Origin of the sequence: Inquilinus sp. NPDC058860, assembly GCF_042743185.1 — a bacterium.
GTDB lineage: Bacteria > Pseudomonadota > Alphaproteobacteria > DSM-16000 > Inquilinaceae > Inquilinus.
The window spans coordinates 31678-48354 of record NZ_JBHYMS010000025.1 but is presented as its reverse complement, the minus strand read 5'-3'; the positions used below and the strand labels follow the sequence as shown (position 1 = coordinate 48354).

Annotated in this window: 15 protein-coding genes; 6 read left to right on the top strand and 9 right to left on the bottom strand. The window is 67.5% G+C overall.

Features of this window, described 5'->3' with window-relative positions:
• Positions 1-25: 25 nt before the first annotated feature.
• Positions 26-1693 carry an ABC transporter substrate-binding protein gene (locus ACFW16_RS18465; protein WP_380307596.1) on the bottom strand — a complete coding sequence of 556 codons (1668 nt, stop codon included), beginning with the start codon at positions 1691-1693 and terminating at the stop codon, positions 26-28.
• Between the two features lie 317 nt (positions 1694-2010).
• On the opposite strand from ACFW16_RS18465, the gene ACFW16_RS18460 reads away from it, so the two are divergent.
• The 5 genes from ACFW16_RS18460 (at position 2011) to ACFW16_RS18440 (ending at position 5897) form a co-directional block, all read left to right on the top strand.
• Positions 2011-2637 (top strand): NUDIX domain-containing protein, encoded by a 627-nt coding sequence (locus ACFW16_RS18460; RefSeq protein ID WP_380307594.1) that lies wholly within the window; start codon positions 2011-2013, stop codon positions 2635-2637.
• 62 nt (positions 2638-2699) lie between these two features.
• Positions 2700-3728, top strand: coding sequence for a cysteine synthase A (locus tag ACFW16_RS18455; RefSeq protein ID WP_380307592.1), 1029 nt, complete (start codon positions 2700-2702; stop codon positions 3726-3728).
• Positions 3725-4462: an alanyl-tRNA editing protein gene (locus ACFW16_RS18450; protein ID WP_380307590.1), complete on the top strand. Its 738-nt coding sequence runs from the start codon at positions 3725-3727 to the stop codon at positions 4460-4462. Before ACFW16_RS18455 ends, ACFW16_RS18450 begins: the two co-directional genes overlap by 4 nt.
• Entirely contained in the window at positions 4459-5319 is an 861-nt protein-coding gene (gene sseA / locus ACFW16_RS18445) for a 3-mercaptopyruvate sulfurtransferase (RefSeq protein ID WP_380307588.1), read from the top strand. Before ACFW16_RS18450 ends, sseA begins: the two co-directional genes overlap by 4 nt.
• Entirely contained in the window at positions 5316-5897 is a 582-nt protein-coding gene (locus ACFW16_RS18440; protein WP_380307586.1) for a GNAT family N-acetyltransferase, read from the top strand. The genes sseA and ACFW16_RS18440 overlap by 4 nt, the downstream gene beginning before the upstream one ends.
• Positions 5898-5923: 26 nt before the next feature.
• On the opposite strand, the gene ACFW16_RS18435 is transcribed toward ACFW16_RS18440, so the two are convergent.
• The 8 genes from ACFW16_RS18435 to ACFW16_RS18400 all read right to left on the bottom strand — a co-directional run bounded on the left by ACFW16_RS18435 (position 5924) and on the right by ACFW16_RS18400 (position 16330).
• Complete coding sequence (locus ACFW16_RS18435) at positions 5924-7096, bottom strand: porin (RefSeq protein ID WP_380307584.1); 1173 nt, start codon at positions 7094-7096, stop codon at positions 5924-5926.
• Between the two features lie 411 nt (positions 7097-7507).
• A complete protein-coding gene (locus ACFW16_RS18430) occupies positions 7508-8680 on the bottom strand; it encodes a porin (protein ID WP_380307582.1) in 1173 nt (390 codons plus the stop codon).
• Between the two features lie 440 nt (positions 8681-9120).
• Positions 9121-10299 carry a porin gene (locus ACFW16_RS18425; RefSeq protein WP_380307580.1) on the bottom strand — a complete coding sequence of 393 codons (1179 nt, stop codon included), beginning with the start codon at positions 10297-10299 and terminating at the stop codon, positions 9121-9123.
• 500 nt (positions 10300-10799) lie between these two features.
• Positions 10800-11567, bottom strand: coding sequence for an amino acid ABC transporter ATP-binding protein (locus ACFW16_RS18420; protein WP_380307578.1), 768 nt, complete (start codon positions 11565-11567; stop codon positions 10800-10802).
• A gap of 15 nt (positions 11568-11582) precedes the next feature.
• Positions 11583-12761 carry an amino acid ABC transporter permease gene (locus tag ACFW16_RS18415; protein WP_380307576.1) on the bottom strand — a complete coding sequence of 393 codons (1179 nt, stop codon included), beginning with the start codon at positions 12759-12761 and terminating at the stop codon, positions 11583-11585.
• 1 nt (position 12762) lies between these two features.
• The gene (locus ACFW16_RS18410) at positions 12763-13956 is read right to left on the bottom strand and encodes an amino acid ABC transporter permease (RefSeq protein ID WP_380307574.1); all 1194 of its coding nucleotides are present in this window, start codon (positions 13954-13956) and stop codon (positions 12763-12765) included.
• 96 nt (positions 13957-14052) lie between these two features.
• On the bottom strand, positions 14053-15081 hold the full coding sequence (locus tag ACFW16_RS18405; RefSeq protein WP_380307572.1) for an amino acid ABC transporter substrate-binding protein: 1029 nt from the start codon (positions 15079-15081) through the stop codon (positions 14053-14055).
• Positions 15082-15388: 307 nt separating this feature from the next.
• Positions 15389-16330, bottom strand: a complete 942-nt coding sequence (locus tag ACFW16_RS18400; protein ID WP_380307570.1) for a nucleoside hydrolase — start codon at positions 16328-16330, stop codon at positions 15389-15391.
• Positions 16331-16457: 127 nt separating this feature from the next.
• Here ACFW16_RS18400 and ACFW16_RS18395 point away from each other — a divergent pair, with 127 nt between their 5' ends.
• Entirely contained in the window at positions 16458-16655 is a 198-nt protein-coding gene (locus tag ACFW16_RS18395; RefSeq protein WP_380307568.1) for a hypothetical protein, read from the top strand.
• Positions 16656-16677: the final 22 nt, after the last annotated feature.

Genomic DNA, 16677 nt, shown 5'->3' with positions numbered 1-16677 from the left:
CGTCCGATGCCTCTGGTCTGCGTCCTCACGCCGACAGCCACACCTTGTCGAGATACATCTCGCGGGCGAAGTGGTAGGCGAAGCCCTGCACCTTGTCCGTGCTGGCGGTGTAGATCTTGAGCCAGAACGGGATGATGCTGATGGCGTCGTCCTGCAGGATCTGCTCGATCTGCTTCACGATCTCCTTGCGCTTCGGCACGTCGATCGTGGCCTGCGCCTGGTTCAGCAGCTTCTCGAACTCCGGGTTGTCGTAGCCGCTCTCGTTCCAGGCCGCGCCCTTGCGGTAGGCGACGTCGAGCACCTGGACGCCGAGCGGCCGGGTGGTCCACTGGGTGACGCTGAACGGCCACTTGGTCCAGCGGTCCCAATAGGTGCCGCCGGGCAGGATGTTGACCTTCAGGTTGATGCCGGCCGGCTTCAGCATCTCGGACAGCACCACGCCGATCTGGCCTTCCCATTTCGGGTCGTCGACGCAGTTGATCTCGATGTCGAGGCCGTTCGGGTGGCCGGCCTCGGCCAGCAGCTTCTTGGCCTTGTCGTAGTCCTGCTTCATCGGGCCGAGATCGGTGTATTCCGGATGGATCGGCGCGACGTGGAAGTCCTGGCCCGCGATGCCGAGGCCCTGATAGGCCAGCTGCAGCAGCCGGTCGTGGTCGATGCAGGCCTGCACCGCCTGGCGGATCCGCTTGTCGTCGAACGGCTTCTCGGTCACCCGCATGCGGGCCACGCCGACGATCGCCGTGTCCTTGTCATAGACCTTGAATGTCGGGTTGGCCTGGTAGCCCGGCAGCAGGTTGGGGTCGAGCTTGTACAAGAGGTCGACCTGGCCGGAGGACAGGGCCGCCAGCTCCGCCGCCGGGTCGGCGCCCAGGTCGATGAACTGCAGCTCGTCGATATTGGGCTCGCCGCCCCAGTAATCGGCCTTCTTGGTGTACACGGCGCGCTGGCCGACCGTGTATTCCTTCAGGGTGAAGGGGCCGGTACCGATCGGATTCTTGATCAGGTTGGCTTCGTGCTTGGTGGCGAAGTCGCGATGGGTGATCAGCGCCGGATAGTCGCCCAGGCTCTCGGGGAAGGAGAGCATGGCGTTCTGGAAGTGGAAGCGCACCGTGTGGTCGTCCACGCGCTCCAGCGCGTTCGGCGCGATCTTGATGGTGTCGCCTTCCTTCACCGTCAGGCCGCTGAACCGGCCCTGGTTGGAGGAGCCGGTCTTGCTGTCGAGCCAGCGCTCGAAGGTCTTGATCACGTCGTCGGCGTTGAAGTCGTCGCCGTTGCTCCACTTCACCCCCTTGCGGAGCGACAGCGTCCACACCGTGACGTCGTCATTCGCCTCCCATTTCTCGGCGAGGTGGGGATGCGACAGGTTGTCGGTGCCGATCCGCACCAGCGGCTCGATCAGCTGCCGCGCGGAGTTGCCCTTCTCCGACCAGTCGTAGATCGCCGGGTCGCTGGCATCCATGACGAAGATGCCGACCCGCAGGGTCCCGCCCTTGCGCGGCGTGTCCTGCGCCACCGCCCGCGGCATCAGCGGTTCGCCGGTCAGCACCGAGGCCACGGAATAGGCGGTCGGGATCGCCAGGCCGAGCAGCACCGAGGTGCGCAGGAACTCGCGCCGGTCGACCCGGCCGTCGCGCAGGTCCTCGGCCAGCTTCGGAATCGCGACGTGAACCTTCCCCAGATCCTTGATGTCCATCAGGCTCTCCCTGTCGAGACGCTATTGGAACCACCCTGTGGCGGCGATGGCTTTCTTGAGTTTCCGAAGCCTCGGCCCGCAACCAAGGCCATTAGACGGCCCGCGGGCCGTCCCCTTGTTTCCCCTGGCGACAACGAAGCGCCCGTCCGCGACATCGCAGCCCGCCGGGCCCGATAGGAAGTATCACGACCGTGGCGGCGCCGCGTCAAACCCTAATCCCCATACTCCGCTCGCACCTGCGGCGCGCGGCGCCGTGGCGCCCGGCCGACGGCGCCGCTATGGTCCGGGCGTCGCCCGCCGCGCAGGAGTGAACGAGAGTGGCCTTCGACAATGACGCCGATGTCGAGCTGATCGAGCGGCAGACCGATTATGCCGGCTTCTTCCGGCTGGACCGGCTGCAGCTGCGCCACCGCCGCTTCGACGGCGGCTGGACCGAGCCGCTGACGCGCGAGCTGGTGCTGCGCCGGCCGGCCGTCGGCCTGCTGCCCTACGACCCGGTCGCCGACCGGGTGGTGCTGGTGGAGCAGTTCCGGCTGGGCGCCTGGATCGCCGACCGGCCGGCCTGGATGGTCGAGATCCCGGCCGGGCTGATCGATGCCGGCGAGTCGCCGGAGCATTCCGCCGCCCGCGAGACGCAGGAGGAGACCGGCCTGGCCGTCGCCGAGCTGCTGCCGGTCGGCGAGTTCGCCACCAGCCCCGGCGGTTTCAACGAATGGGTCAGCCTGTTCTGCGGCCGGGTCACGGCCCCGGCCGAGGGCAGCCTGCACGGGCTGGCGACCGAGCAGGAGGACATCCGCATCCTGCCGATGGCGGCGGACGAGGCCCTGGCGCTGCTGGCCGAGGGCCGGATCCAGAACGCCATCACCCTGATCGCGCTGCAGTGGTTCGCGCTGAACCGGGAGTCGTTGCGCCGCCAATGGGCGCCGCCGCTGGGCGTCGCTTGAAGCGGCCAAAGGCGCCCTCTAAGGTCTCCCAGGACGCCCTGATCCGAGAACCGGGACCGAGCATGAGCGATACGCCTTCCCGCCAGATCGTCGACGGCTTCGTCGGCGCGATCGGCAACACGCCGCTGATCCGCCTCGCCCGCCTGTCGGAGCAGACGGGCTGCGAGATCCTGGGCAAGGCGGAGTTCCTGAACCCCGGCGGCTCGGTCAAGGACCGGGCGGCGCTGGCGATCATCCGCGACGCCGAGGCGCGCGGCACGCTGCGGCCGGGCGGCACCATCGTCGAGGGCACGGCCGGCAACACCGGCATCGGCCTGGCGCTGGTCGGCCGGGCGCTGGGCTACCGCAGCGTCATCGTCCTGCCGCGGACCCAGAGCCAGGAGAAGAAGGACGCGATCCGCCTGGCCGGCGCCCGGCTGGTCGAGGTCGACGCGGTGCCTTACAAGGACCCGAACAACTACGTCCGCTACTCCGAGCGCCTGGCGGCCGAACTGGCGCAGAGCGAGCCGAACGGCGCGATCTGGGCCAACCAGTTCGACAATGTCGCCAACCGCGACGGCCATTACCAGACCACCGGGCCGGAGATCTGGGAGCAGACCGGCGGCAAGGTCGACGGCTTCACCTGCGCCGTCGGCACCGGCGGCACGCTGGCCGGCGTCGCCCTGGCGCTGAAGGAGCGCGACCCGAAGGTGCAGATCGCCCTGACCGACCCGCTGGGGGCGGCGCTGTACAACTGGTACGAGCATGGCGAGCTGAAGGCCGAGGGCAGCTCGATCACCGAGGGCATCGGCCAGGGCCGGGTGACCCGGAACCTCGAGGGCATGCCGCTCGACTGGGCGCAGCAGGCGACCGACCAGGAGGCGCTGGAGGTTCTGTTCGGCCTGGCCCGGGACGAAGGGCTGCTGCTGGGCGGGTCGACCGGCATCAACCTGGCCGGCGCGGTGAAGATGGCGCGGCGGATGGGGCCGGGCCACACCATCGTCACCATCCTGGCCGACCACGGCAGCCGCTATCAGTCCAAGCTCTACAACCCGGACTTCCTGCGCGAGAAGGGATTGCCGGAACCCGACTGGCTGGAGACCAGCGCATGACCGAATTGCTGTTCCGCGACGACGCCTATGCCAGCGGCGCCACCGCCATCGTGGTCGACGCGGCACCGGAGGGCATCGTCCTGGACCGGACCGTGTTCTACGCCACCGCCGGCGGCCAGCCGGGCGACACCGGCGCGATCCGCTGGGCCGGGGGCGAGATCGCCGTGGCCGACACCCGCAAGGGCGCGACGCCGGACGAGATCCGCCATGTCACTGCCGTGGAGGGGGGCGACGGCGCCGCCCTGCCCGCCCCCGGCACGCCGGTCGAGCTGGCGCTGGACTGGGAGCGGCGCTACCGCCACATGCGGATGCACACGGCGCTGCACCTGCTGTGCGTCGCCGTGCCCGGCGACGTCACCGGCGGCCAGATCGGCGCCGAGCGCAGCCGGCTGGACTTCAACCTGCCGGGCGACGCGCTGGACGCGGCGGCGATCACCGCCCGGCTGAACGAGCTGGTCGCGGCCGCCCTGCCGATCGGGACCGAGTGGATCACCGACGAGGAAATGGCGGCACGGCCGGAGCTGGTGCGCACCATGTCGGTGAAGCCGCCGAGCGGCTTCGGCCGCGTCCGGCTGGTGCGGATCGGCGATGCCGCCACCCCGATCGACCTGCAGCCCTGCGGCGGCACCCATGTCCGTAACACGGCGGAGATCGGCCCCCTCGCGATCGCCAAGATCGAGAACAAGGGCAAGCAGAACCGCCGGATCGTCCTCACCTTCGCAGGCGAAGCATGAACACCATCGTCTCCACCGCCTGGCTGGCCGATCATCTCGACGACCCGGACGTCCGCGTCGTCGACGCCACCTACCACCTGCCGGGCACCAACCGCGATGCCGCGGCGGAGTTCGCCGAGGCGCACATCCCCGGCGCTGTCTTCTTCGATGTCGACGACATCGCGGCGCCGGAGAGCAAGGCGCCGGGCGGGCTGCCGCACATGCTGCCGCCGCCCGCGCTGTTCGCCGATCGGATGGCCGCGCTGGGCATCGGCAATGACAGCTTCGTCGTCTGCTACGACGTGCACGGGCTGATGAGCGCGGCCCGCGCCTGGTGGATGCTGCGCGCCTTCGGCCATGACGGCGTGGCGGTGCTGGACGGCGGGCTGCCGGCCTGGAAGGCCGAGGGCCGGCCGCTGGAGAGCGGCGTGGCGACACCCGCCGCGGCGCGCTTCACCCCGCATCCGCGGCCGGCGCTGGTGCGCAGCAAGGCCGAGATCCTGGCCGGCCGGGTGGGCGCGGTGATCGACGCCCGGGCGCGCGAGCGCTTCGAGGGCACGGCGCCGGAGCCGCGGCCCGGCCTGCGCGGCGGCCATATCCCGGGCGCGCTGAACCTGCCCTTCGGCGAGCTCTTGGCCCCCGCGACCAAGACCCTGCTGCCGCCGGAAGAGATCGCCGCGCGCTTCGCCGCCGCCGGCCTGCCGGACAGCGGGCCGGTGACGGCGAGCTGCGGCAGCGGCATCACCGCCTGCGTCCTGGCCCTCGGCCTGCACCGGATCGGCCGCGAGGATGCGGCGGTCTATGACGGATCCTGGGCCGAATGGGGCATGCCGGGGGATACGCCGGTCGAGACCGGCCCGGCGCGGAGGCGGCCGTGAGCGCCGCTTCCGTGCCGGAGCTGACGGTCACCGTCACCCAGCTGGAGATGACGGCCAGGCCGTTGCGCACGCCCCCGCCCCCGCCTCTGGCCCGGCACCTCTTGATGCGGGCCGAGCCGGCGACCGTGTCCTTCTACCGCTATCTCTACGACACGGTCGGCGCCAACTGGCTGTGGACCGACCGGAGGGAATGGGACGACGACAAGCTCGCCGCCCGGCTGAACGACGAGCGCACCGGCGTCACCGTGCTCTATGTCGACGGCGTGCCGGCCGGCTTCGGCGAGCTGTTCCAGGCCAGCGGCGAGGCCACCGACCTGGCCTATTTCGGGCTGATGCCGGAGTTCATCGGCCGCCGGCTGGGGCCGTTCCTGCTGTGGTCGCTGATCGACCTCGCCTGGACGCGGCCGATCCGGCGGATGACGGTCGACACCTGCACCCTCGACCATCCGAAGGCCCTGGCGCATTACCAGCGCGCCGGCTTCGTTCCCTATGCGCAGCGGGTGGTGCGCAAGCCCGACCCTCGTCTGACCGGCCTGCTGCCGCGCAGCGCGGCGCCGCACATCCCCCTGGCCACCTGACGCCAGGGGGGGATGCGGCCCGAGGCTCAGAAGCCGAGAATGACGCCGGTGATCAGGTTGGCGTTCTCGAAATCCTGGCCCTGGCGGAAGTTCTGCTTCTCGTAGATCACCTCGGCATAGGTGTTGAGGCCGGGGGCGAGCGTGTAGGTGACGTTGGCGCCGACGATATGGTTGTCCTGCAGATCCACGCCGCTGGTGTATTGCGAGTCCAGGCCGTTGCCCTTGTCGGACCAGGTATAGGCATAGGACAGCGACGCCAGGAACGGGCCGGTCTGGTAGCTGATGTCGCCGAGGATGGTATCGACCGGCTTGTCGGCGGCGGCGATGCTTTCGTTGTGGGTCCAGTTCACGCTGGCATAGATGCCCTGGTACCCGACCTGGCCGCCGAGCGTGTAGACCTCGAGGTCATGGCCGCCCGGATTGGCGCCCGAGCCGGATGTCTGGATGCCGTGGCCATAGGCGGCCGTGGCGGCCGCGCGGACCGACCAGTCGCCGAACGTGTTCTCGTAGTTCACGCCGCCGGTGACGACGTTCTCGTAATAGGTCTCGTCGTCGTCGAACAGGTCGTTGCGGCCGCCGTTGCCGGCGTGGTCCGCGCCGCCGACGACGGGCGTGAAGTCAAGGGCGAAGCTGAAGCCGCTGAAGGTCGGCGAGGTGTATTTGATCCGAGTGTCCTGGTTGGTCAGCCCGGCGAGATAGGTGGCGTTGATCGAGTAGAAGTTGCCGCCGCCCACCGGGAAGTCGCCGTCCAGCAGCTCGCCGAAATCCATGGCGCCGGCGCCCATGTTGCCGACCAGCTCGTCATGGACATAGACATAGCCGATGTCGTCGGCGACCGTCGGCGCGTCGCCGAAGGTCAGGGTGCCGAAGCCGCCCTTCACATAGCCATAGAGGCGCGTAACGTTGACGTCGTCGCGGCGGTTGACCGAGTCGAAGCGGATGCGGCCGCCGTATTCCAGGCCGGAATCGGTGACGTTCTTGACGTCGAAGATGATCCGCGCGTTGGTCTGGAAGTCGTAGTCGCGGTCGAGGCTGCTGTGCTGGCTGTCGCTCAGCACCAGGGTCGACTGGAAGCCGATGAACCCGCTGATCTTCAGCTGAAGACCCGAGGTCACGTTCGTGTCGGCCGCCGATGCCGGCGCCGCGCCGGCCAGCCCCATGGCGGCGAGAGCCGCCCCACCTAGGAGAACTGTCTTCACTTCCCCTCCTCCCGCCCCATCGTCACGACCGCCTGGCGACCGGATCGCGTTCATTGCCGGGCCAGGCCCGTCCGGGGGCCGTGAGAGCCTGCGTCAAGGAATATAGAGACCGAATCCCCCACGGCGAGCTCCGCTCCGTCACGCGAATCGGACTCAACGCACCCGGGAGATACCGAACCGTAATCCCGAGGCGGATTGTCGGCAACATCTATATACATTCATGAATGTATATTTTGAAATGATGGTATCCCGGCCGAGCCGACCACAAAAAAAGAGGATGCGCGGCCTGCAGAACCGCGCATCCTCCGTCGACCGGACGTGATTTCAGCCTTCGAGGGGACGAGACAGAGACCGTCAGGAGTGGTCCGTCACGCCCGGTCTTCCCGAACCGTCACATGGGTGACGGCTTGATCAGAACGCCAGGAGCACGCCCGTCATCAGATTGGCGGTCTCCCAATCCGCACCGGCGCGATAGTTCTGCTTCTCGTAGATCACCTGGCCATAGGTGTTCAGGCCCGGCGCCAGCGTGTAGGTGAAGTTCACGCCGGCGATGTGGTTGTCCTGGAGATCCGTGCCGCTGGAGAACTGCGAGTCCAGGCCGTTGTTCTTGTCCGCCCAGGTGTAGGCGTAGGACAGCGACGCCAGGTACGGGCCCCACTGGTAGCTGAGGTCGGCGACGATCGAATCGACCGGCTTGTCAGCGACCGCAATGCTCTCGTTGTGGGTCCAGTTCACGCTGGCGGCGATGCCGCCCGACTGGACCATGCCGCCGAGGGTGTAAACCTCGAGGTCGTTGCCGTTCGGGTTGGCGCCGGAGAAGGAGGTCCGGACACCGTTGCCGTAGGCGGCCGTGGCGGCCAGGCGGACCCAGACCGAATCGAACGTCTCTTCGTAGTTGATGCCGCCCGTGACGACGTTCTCGTAATAGCTGTCGTCGTCGTCGAACAGGTCGTTGCGGCCGCCGTTGCCGGCATGCTCCGCACCGCCGACCACAGGGGTGAAGTCGATGCCGAAGCTGAATCCGCTGAAGGTCGGCGAGATGTATTTGATGCGGGTGTCGGCGTTGCTCAGCCCCGCCAGATAGGTGGCGTTGAGCGAGTAGAGATCGCCGCCGCCCACCGGGAAGTCGCCGTCCAGCAGATCGCCGAAATTAAGGCCGCCGGCACCGATCTCGCTGGCCAGGGCGTCATGGGCATAGACGTAGCCGATGTCGTCGGCCACCGTCGGCGCGTTACCGAAGGTCACCGTGCCGAAGCCGCCCTTCACATAGACATAGGTGCGGTCGACGCTGACGTCGTCGCGGCGGTTGACCTGGTCGAAGCGGATGCGGCCGCCGTATTCCAGGCCCGAATCGGTGACGTTCTTGACGTCGAAGATCAGCCGCGCGCCGCTCTGGAAATCATAGTCGCGAGCGAACTCGTCGTTCTGGGTGTCGCCCAGATTCAATGTGGCCTGGAAGCCGATGAAGCCACTGATCTTGAGCTGCAGACCGGACGTCACATTCGCGTCCGCAGCCGAGGCCGGGCCTGCGCCGGCCAATCCCATGGCGGCCAGCGCCGCCCCACCCAGAAGAACCTTCTTCACTTCCCCTCCTCCGCCCGTCCGTCCCGACTGGTTTCGCCGATCTGCCGATCAATCCGTTGCCGGAGATCGGGCGGCTGTCGATGCCGGGGACCTGGCCATTCGCATCAGGAAATCTCGAAAGCGCATCTCCCGGGCCGAGGCCGATTCACCACGTGGATCCCAAGGGTTCCGGGGAATCGGCCCGTCCGAAAGATTACCGGACGGTAATCTCGCCACCGGGCCGTGGCAATAACAATATACATACATGAACGTATGTAATGCGACCTGACAACAGGTGTCGGAAGAGGCCCCAAAAAAAGGATGCGCGGCCTGCAGAGCCGCGCATCCTCCTTCGACCGGACGTGACTTTTCAGCCTTCGAGGGGACGAGACAGAGACCGTTAGGAGTGGTCCGTCACGCCCGGTCTTTCCGGAGCACCTCCCGGTTGCGTCTTTCCGGCCTCAGAAGGCCACAAGCACGCCGGTCAGGAGGTTGCCCGTCTCGAAATCCGCGCCCTGGCGGAAATTCTGCTTCTCGTACACCACCTCGGCATAGGTGTTCAGGCCCGGCGCCACGGTGTAAGTGAAGTTCACGCCGGCGATGTGGTTGTCCTCGAGATCGCGGCCGCTGCTCTCGGTCGAGTTCAGGCCGCTGCCCTTGTCCGCCCAGGTGTAGGCGTAGGAGGCCGACGCCAGGAACGGACCCCACTGGTAGCTGAGGTCGCCGAGGATGGTGTCGACCGGCTTGTCGGCGACGGCGATGCTCTCGTTGTGGGTCCAGTTGACGCTGGCGACGATGCCGCCGGAGCCGATCTTGCCGCCGACGGTGTAGACCTCGAGGTCATTGCCGTTCGGGTTGGCGCCGTCCAGGGACGTCCTGACGCCGTTGCCGTAGCTGGCCGACGCGGAGAGGCCGAGCAACAGGCCGTCGAACGTGTTCTCGTAGTTGATGCCGCCGGTGACGACGTTCTCGTAATAGGTCTGGTCGTCGTTGAACAGGTCGTCGCGGCCGCCGTTGCCGGCATGCTCCGCGCCGCCAACCACCGGCGTGAAGTCGATGCCGAAGCTGAACCCGTCGAAGGTCGGCGAGGTGTACTTGATGCGGGTGTCGGCGTTGCTGAGACCGGCGAGATAGGTGGGGCCGATCGAAAAGAATTCGCCGCCGCCCATGATGCCGTAGCTGTCCAGCAGATCGCCGTAGCCCATGCCGCCGGCACCCATCGCACCGGCAAGCTCGTCGTGGGCATAGACGTAGCCGAAGTCGTCACCGGCCGTCGGCGCATTGCCGAGGGTCACCGTGCCGAAGCCACCCTTCACATACACATAGGTGCGGCCGACATCGACGTCGTCGCGGCGGTTGACCGAATCCAAGCGGATGCGGCCGCCGTACTCCAGACCCGCATCGGTGACGTTCTTGACGTCGATCTGCAGTCGGGCGTTGGACTGGAAGTCGTAGTCGCGGTCGAAATCCGAGTTCTGGGAATCACCCAGGTTCAGCGCGGCCTGGAAGCCGATGAAGCCGCTGATCTTCATCTCAAGACCGGATGTCACGTTCGACGTCTGATCCTGCGCCGACGCCGGCATCGCGCCGATCAGAGCAGCGGCGACGAGCGCCGTACCACCCAGCAGTACCTTCTTCATTCTTCCCTCCTATGCCCCACATCGATACGGGGCGGTTCGCTCAAGACGCCTCTCGGCCCGCCTGCTTGCCCGCCCCGTCTTGGCTGCCCATCGGGGGCTTGCAGGCAGAACCCGACGCTGCCGGTCGGGCGATGGCGGCCGTGTCGAAAGCGAGTCCCCCGAAACGGCGCCGATCTGTGTCATCGAAGGCACAGTCCGATCGACCGCGACGGGCCGGCTGAAAGGTGCCCCGAGACTTCCCAGACCATAGTCCTGCCCTCGCGGACGCGGCAATCGGATTATACATCCTAGAATGTATGTAAGATAAAATCGCAACGAGCTGTGGCCGAAGAGACACACCTTGCACCGGGTACGATTCAGAGAGGATCAGCGGGCGCGACACAAAGGGCGCGCCGGTCGGCTCCGGAGCCCTGCGGGGCAGGACCCGGCACGGAAAAGGCCGGCGAGCTGCGCCTCGCCGGCCTTTGTGCGGGAACGGGCGCCGCGAACGGCGCCGCCGGTCAATGCGCCAGGATCTGGCTCAGGAACAGCTTGGTGCGGTCCGACTTCGGGTTCTTGAAGAACTCCTCGGGCTCGTTCTGCTCCACGATCTGACCGCGATCCATGAAGATCACCCGGTTCGCCACGGTGCGGGCGAAGCCCATCTCGTGGGTGACGCAGATCATGGTGATGCCCTCGCGGGCCAGCTCGACCATGACGTCGAGCACTTCCTTGATCATCTCGGGATCGAGCGCCGAGGTCGGCTCGTCGAACAGCAGGATCTTCGGCTTCATGCACAGCGACCGGGCGATCGCCACGCGCTGCTGCTGGCCGCCGGACAGCTGCCCCGGATACTTCTGCGCCTGTTCGGGGATCTTGACCCGCTTGAGGAAGTACATCGCCGTCTCCTCGGCCTCCTTCTTCGGGACCTTGCGGACCCAGATCGGGGCGAGGGTCAGGTTCTCCAGCACCGTCAGATGCGGGAACAGGTTGAACTGCTGGAACACCATGCCGACCTCGCGGCGGATGGCGTCGATGTTCTTGACGTCGTTGGTCAGCTCGATGCCGTCGACGACGATCGAGCCCTTCTGGTGCTCCTCCAGCCGGTTCAGGCAGCGGATCAGGGTCGATTTGCCGGAGCCCGAAGGCCCGCAGATCACCACCTTCTCGCCCTTTTCGACGGCGAAGTTGATGTCCCGCAGGACATGGAACTCGCCGTACCATTTGTTGACCCCGGACATCTGGATCAGGATTTCCGGCTGGGCCGCGGTCGCTTGAGTAGCAGTCATTACGGTCTCTCCCTGTCAGCGGCGGCGCGTGCCGATGTTCAGATACTTCTCCAGATACTGCGAGTAGCGCGACATGGAGAAGCAGAACACGAAGAAGATCAACGCCACGAACACATAGGCTTCCTTGTAGTACGGCCCCCAGATGGCATCGGCCAGGCCGGCGCGCGCGCCTTGCAGGATGTCGTACATGCTGACCGTCGTGATCAGCGTCGTGTCCATGAAGACGCCGATGAACGAGTTGACCAGGGCGGGAATGGACACCCTGATCGCCTGCGGCAGGATGATCAGCCGCTGCTTCTGCCAGTAGCCGAGGCCGAGGCTGTCGGCGGCCTCGAACTGGCCCTTCGGCAGCGCCTGCAGTCCGCCGCGCACGACCTCGGCGAGATAGGCGGCCGAGAACAGGATGATCGCGATCTGGGTCCGCAGCAGCCCGTTGAAGCTCCATCCCGTCGGCAGGAACAGCGGGAACAGGTAGCTCGACATGAACAGCACGGTGATCAGCGGGACGCCGCGGATCATCTCGATATAGGTCACGGAGAGCACCCGGGCGACCGGCATCGAGGAGGCGCGGCCAAGGGCCAGGAGGATGCCGAAGGGGAAGGCGACGGCGAGGCCCACCATCGACAGGCCGATGGTCAGCGGCAGGCCGCCCCATTTCACGGTCTCGACGAGGCTCAGGCCCGGAACGGGGATATCGACGAAGCCGAGGGGGATGGCCCCGTACATCAGCGCGATCGCCGCCACGATCACCACGGCCCAGGCCCAGATCAGCCAGCGGCTCCAGAACCGGCGCATCGTGCTGATGACCACGACCCCGACCATCAGGATCATGGCCAGGACCGGCCGCCATTCCTCGCCATAGGGGTAGAGGCCGAAGAAGATCAGCCGGTACTTCTCGCCGATGAAGGCCCAGCACGCCCCCGCGGCGGCGCGACAGGCGTCCACCACCTCACGGGCCGGCTGATCCGGCGTCGCCCGTCCCCAGACCGGGTCGATGAACGCCCAGGAGATCAGCGGCGGCAGCACCAGATACGCCAGATAGGCGATCGCCAGGGTCAGGATGACGTTGTACCAGGTGCTGAACAGATTGCGCCGCAGCCATGCGATCGGCCCGACGGCGCTGCTGGGCGGCGACTGGGCCGGGATCTCGCCGCTGGCGACGAAGGGATCGGTGAGGGGGCGTCCGTCCGACATCTCAGCGCTCCCGCAAGGCCATGCGACGGTTATAGGCGTTCATCCCGATCGAGATCGCGAGGCTGATCGTCAGGTAGATCGCCATGTAGATCGAGATCGCCTCGACCCAGCGGCCGGTCTGGTTGCCCATGGTGTTGCCCACCAGCACCAGGTCGAAATACCCGACGAAGACCGAGAGCGAGGAGTTCTTGGTCAGGTTGAGATACTGGCTGGTCAAGGGTGGCAGGATCGTTCTCAGCGCCTGGGGCAGGATGATCTTCCGCAGGGTGATGCCCGAATGCAGGCCCAGCGCGCGGGCCGCCTCGGTCTGGCCATGCGACACCGCGAGGATGCCGCCGCGCACGATCTCGGCGATGAAGGCGGCGGTGTAGACCGAAAGCCCGATCAGCACGGCCGCGAATTCGGGGCTGCGGGTCCATCCGCCGGTGAAATCGAAACGGCCGAGCTCCGGCAGCTCGAGCACCACAGGGGCGCCGCCCATCAGCCAGACCGCGACCGGCAGGGCCAGGAACACGGCGAGCCCCACCCGGAAGCTCGGGAAGACCTGCCCTGTCGCCGCCTGGCGCGCCTTGGCCCAGCGATCGATTCCCCAGGCTGCGACGAGGCCGACCAGCGCGGCGATGCCGACCCACAGGAAGATCGGGTCGCTCTGCACTGCGGGCACCCGGAGGCCCTTGTTGCTGATGAAGACGTCGGGCAGGAGAACGATCGCGTCCCTCGGCGGCGGTGCGAACCGGATCAGGCCGATCCACAGGAGCAGCTGGATGGGCAGCGGAATGTTGCGGAGAACGTCGACATAGATGGCCGCCAGCTTCGCCACCAGCCAGTTGCCCGACAGCCGCGCGATACCGATCACGGTGCCGAGGATCGTGGCCAGGACGATGCCGAGAACGGAGACGACCAGGGTGTTGAGAACACCGACCTCGAGGGCGCGGATCCAGTTGTCCGAGGGAGCGTACGAGATCAGCGAATCGTCGCTGAGCCGAATGTTCGCGGGCCCGTAGAGGAAGTCATAGCCGACCGCGATCCCGCTCGCGGCGCGGTTCTGCAGCATGGTCGAGATCAGGAACCATCCGACCCCCACCACGACCGCGAGGATGATGATCTGATAGACGACCGACCGCAGTCGCGGATCGTTGAGCGCGCGCCCGCGACGGACGCTTTTTCCGGATCCCCCGGAGACAGTTATGGTCATAGATGATCCTCGGCCTGGGCCACTTCAGCCGACCTGCGGGTGTCCGCGGGCCCGCCGCCGGCCCGCGGTGGAGCCGACGGCAGTCCCGGTCCGATGTCAGCGGATCGGCAGCGGGTACTGCAGCCCGCCGTTGGTCCACAGGGCGTTCAGGCCGCGCTGGAGCTTGAGGGCGGAGTCCTTGCCCACGTTCCGGTCGAAGATCTCGCCGTAGTTGCCGACCTGCTTGATCGCGTCATAGGCCCAGGTCTCGGGCAGGCCGAGCGCCTTGCCCATGCCGGGGTCGGTGCCGAGCATGCGCCGGACGGTCGGGTCCTGGGAGTCCTTGAATTCGTCGATGTTCTTGCTGGTGATGCCGCTCTCCTCCGCCTGGATCAGCGCGTTGAAGACCCAGCGGGTGACGTCGGCCCATTGCTCGTCGCCCTGGCGCACGGCGATGGCCAGCGGCTCCTTCGAGATCACCTCGGGCAGCAGCACGTAGTCGTCCGGGTTGGGCGCCTTGGCGACCCGCGTGCCGGCGAGGCTGGACAGGTCCGTGGTGTAGGCGTCGCAGCGGCCGGAGAAGAAGGCGGCCTCGATGTCCTCCAGCCGCTCGATCACGACCGGGGTGAAATCCAGCTTGTTCGCCCGGAACCAGTCGGCGAGATTCAGCTCCGTGGTCGTGCCCGGCTGGACGCAGATCGAGGCGCCGTTCAGCTCCTTGGCGCTCTTGACGCCCAGCTTCGTCGGCACCAGGAAGCCGGTGCCGTCATAGAAGTTGATGGCGGTGAAGTTCAGGCCGAGCTCGGTATCGCGGGTCAGCGAATAGGTGGTGTTGCGGGCCAGGACGTCGACTTCGCCCGACTGCAGCGCCGTGAAGCGGACCTGCGCGTTCAGCGGCGTGAACTTGATCTTGGTCGCATCGCCGAAGATCGCCGCCGCGAAGGCGCGGCAGGTGTCGGCGTCGAGACCGGTCCAGTTGCCCTGGCTGTCGGGCACCGACATGCCGGGCGCGCCGGTGTTGACGCCGCACTGCACGAAGCCCTTCTGCTTGATGGCATCGAGCACGGCGCCGGCCTGGGCCGAGGCGGCAAAGCCCATCGCGGCCACGGCCGCAGCCCCCGCCGCGAGCAGAGTACGAACCTTCATGAAACCTCCCCTTTTTGCCCCGGCCTTCGCCGGGGCGAAACCGCAAGTCGTCCCGACGAAGCGCCGCCGGGGGAGGGTCATTTAATGGAACATCCCCGACGAATGCACGGCTTTTTTGATTTGGCGCGGCCGGCAAGCCGCTGGTGTATGGTATTTCAATCAAACGGCGACCGGCCCATGTGCTTTCCGAATAATCATCCGACCAATCCATGCGCAACGGATTGGCGGTTCTTTCGGCAAGAGCCGTGTCGCGACCGCTTGTATCGCGACAATCGGCAAGAATAGAGCGGCCGGTCGACTTTCGCGGTCAGCGCAGCAGCCCGTCGAGGAAGCCGCCGACCACGCGGTCGCGATCGATCCGGGTCGCCACCCGGATTGCGGGCCGTCCCGCCGCCCCCTGCTCCTCGGGCACGCCGCGCCGGTCGGCCAGGGTCATGCCGCGGGTCAGGTCGCCGCTCAGCTCGACCCGGACCGGCCAGTCGGTGGTGTCGGCGAGGCCGGGGTCGACCAGCAGCATCGCCGCCGCCGGGTCGTGCAGGGCGCAGCCACGGATGCCGTAGCGGCCGTGGTAGAAGCCGACATAGTGCTGCAGGATCGACCAGGCGAAGCGTCCGCGGGGCCGGGAATCGGCCTCGATCCGCGCCAGCTCGGCCTCGCCCAGCCAGGCGGTCATGGTGACATCGAGCCCGACCAGCGTGACCGGCCAGGACGCGGCGAACACCGCCTCCGCCGCCTCCGGGTCGTGGAAGATGTTGGCCTCGGCCGCGGCGGTGATGTTGCCCGGCACCGTCACCGCGCCGCCCATCACCACCACCCGCTCGACGAGATTCGGCAGGTCGGGCTCGAGATGCAGCGCCAGCGCCAGGTTGGTCAGCGGCCCGGTGGCCAGGAGGGAAAGGGCGCCCGGCTCGGCCCGTGCCAAGCGGACCAGCTGCTCGGCCGCGGTCTCGGCCGCGAAGGGCCGCAGCGGCGCCTTCGGCCCCTGGCCGCCGAGCCCGTCGTCGCCATGGACATGGCCGCTGATGCTGACCGGCTGAGCCAGCGGCGCCGCCGCCCCGACCGCGACCGGGACATGGCCGAGCCCGACCAGGTCGAACACGTGCTGCGCGTTGGCCGCGGCGACCTCGGCACGGGCGTTGCCGTGCACGCTGCCCAGCGCCGCGATCTCGACCCCCGGCCGATCGGCCAGCCACAGGATCGCCAGCGCGTCGTCGATGCCGACGTCGCAGTCGAGGATGATCTTCGGCATCGGCAGGGTCCTTTCATGTCGCCGGCCCGACCATAGCGCGGCCGGGCGTGGCGCAAAACGCCGCTGGATGCGGGACATACTCCATGCCACTCTCCCCGCCCCTGCCCCGCCGGACGCGCTGGAGACGATGCCGACGCCGCAAGCCCATCCCTGGCTCGAACCCCTCTGGGTCCGGCTGCTGATCGTCGTCTTCCTGATCGCCGCCCTGGCGGCGGAGTTCCTGTGGCTGGGCGACCGGCTGTGGCTGTTCCTGTGGGGCGCCGCCCTGGTCTACGCGATCTGGGATTTCTTCCTGCGCGGGGTCTACGGCAAGCCGAAGGCGTGACCGCTGGGCCGCCCCTCACTGA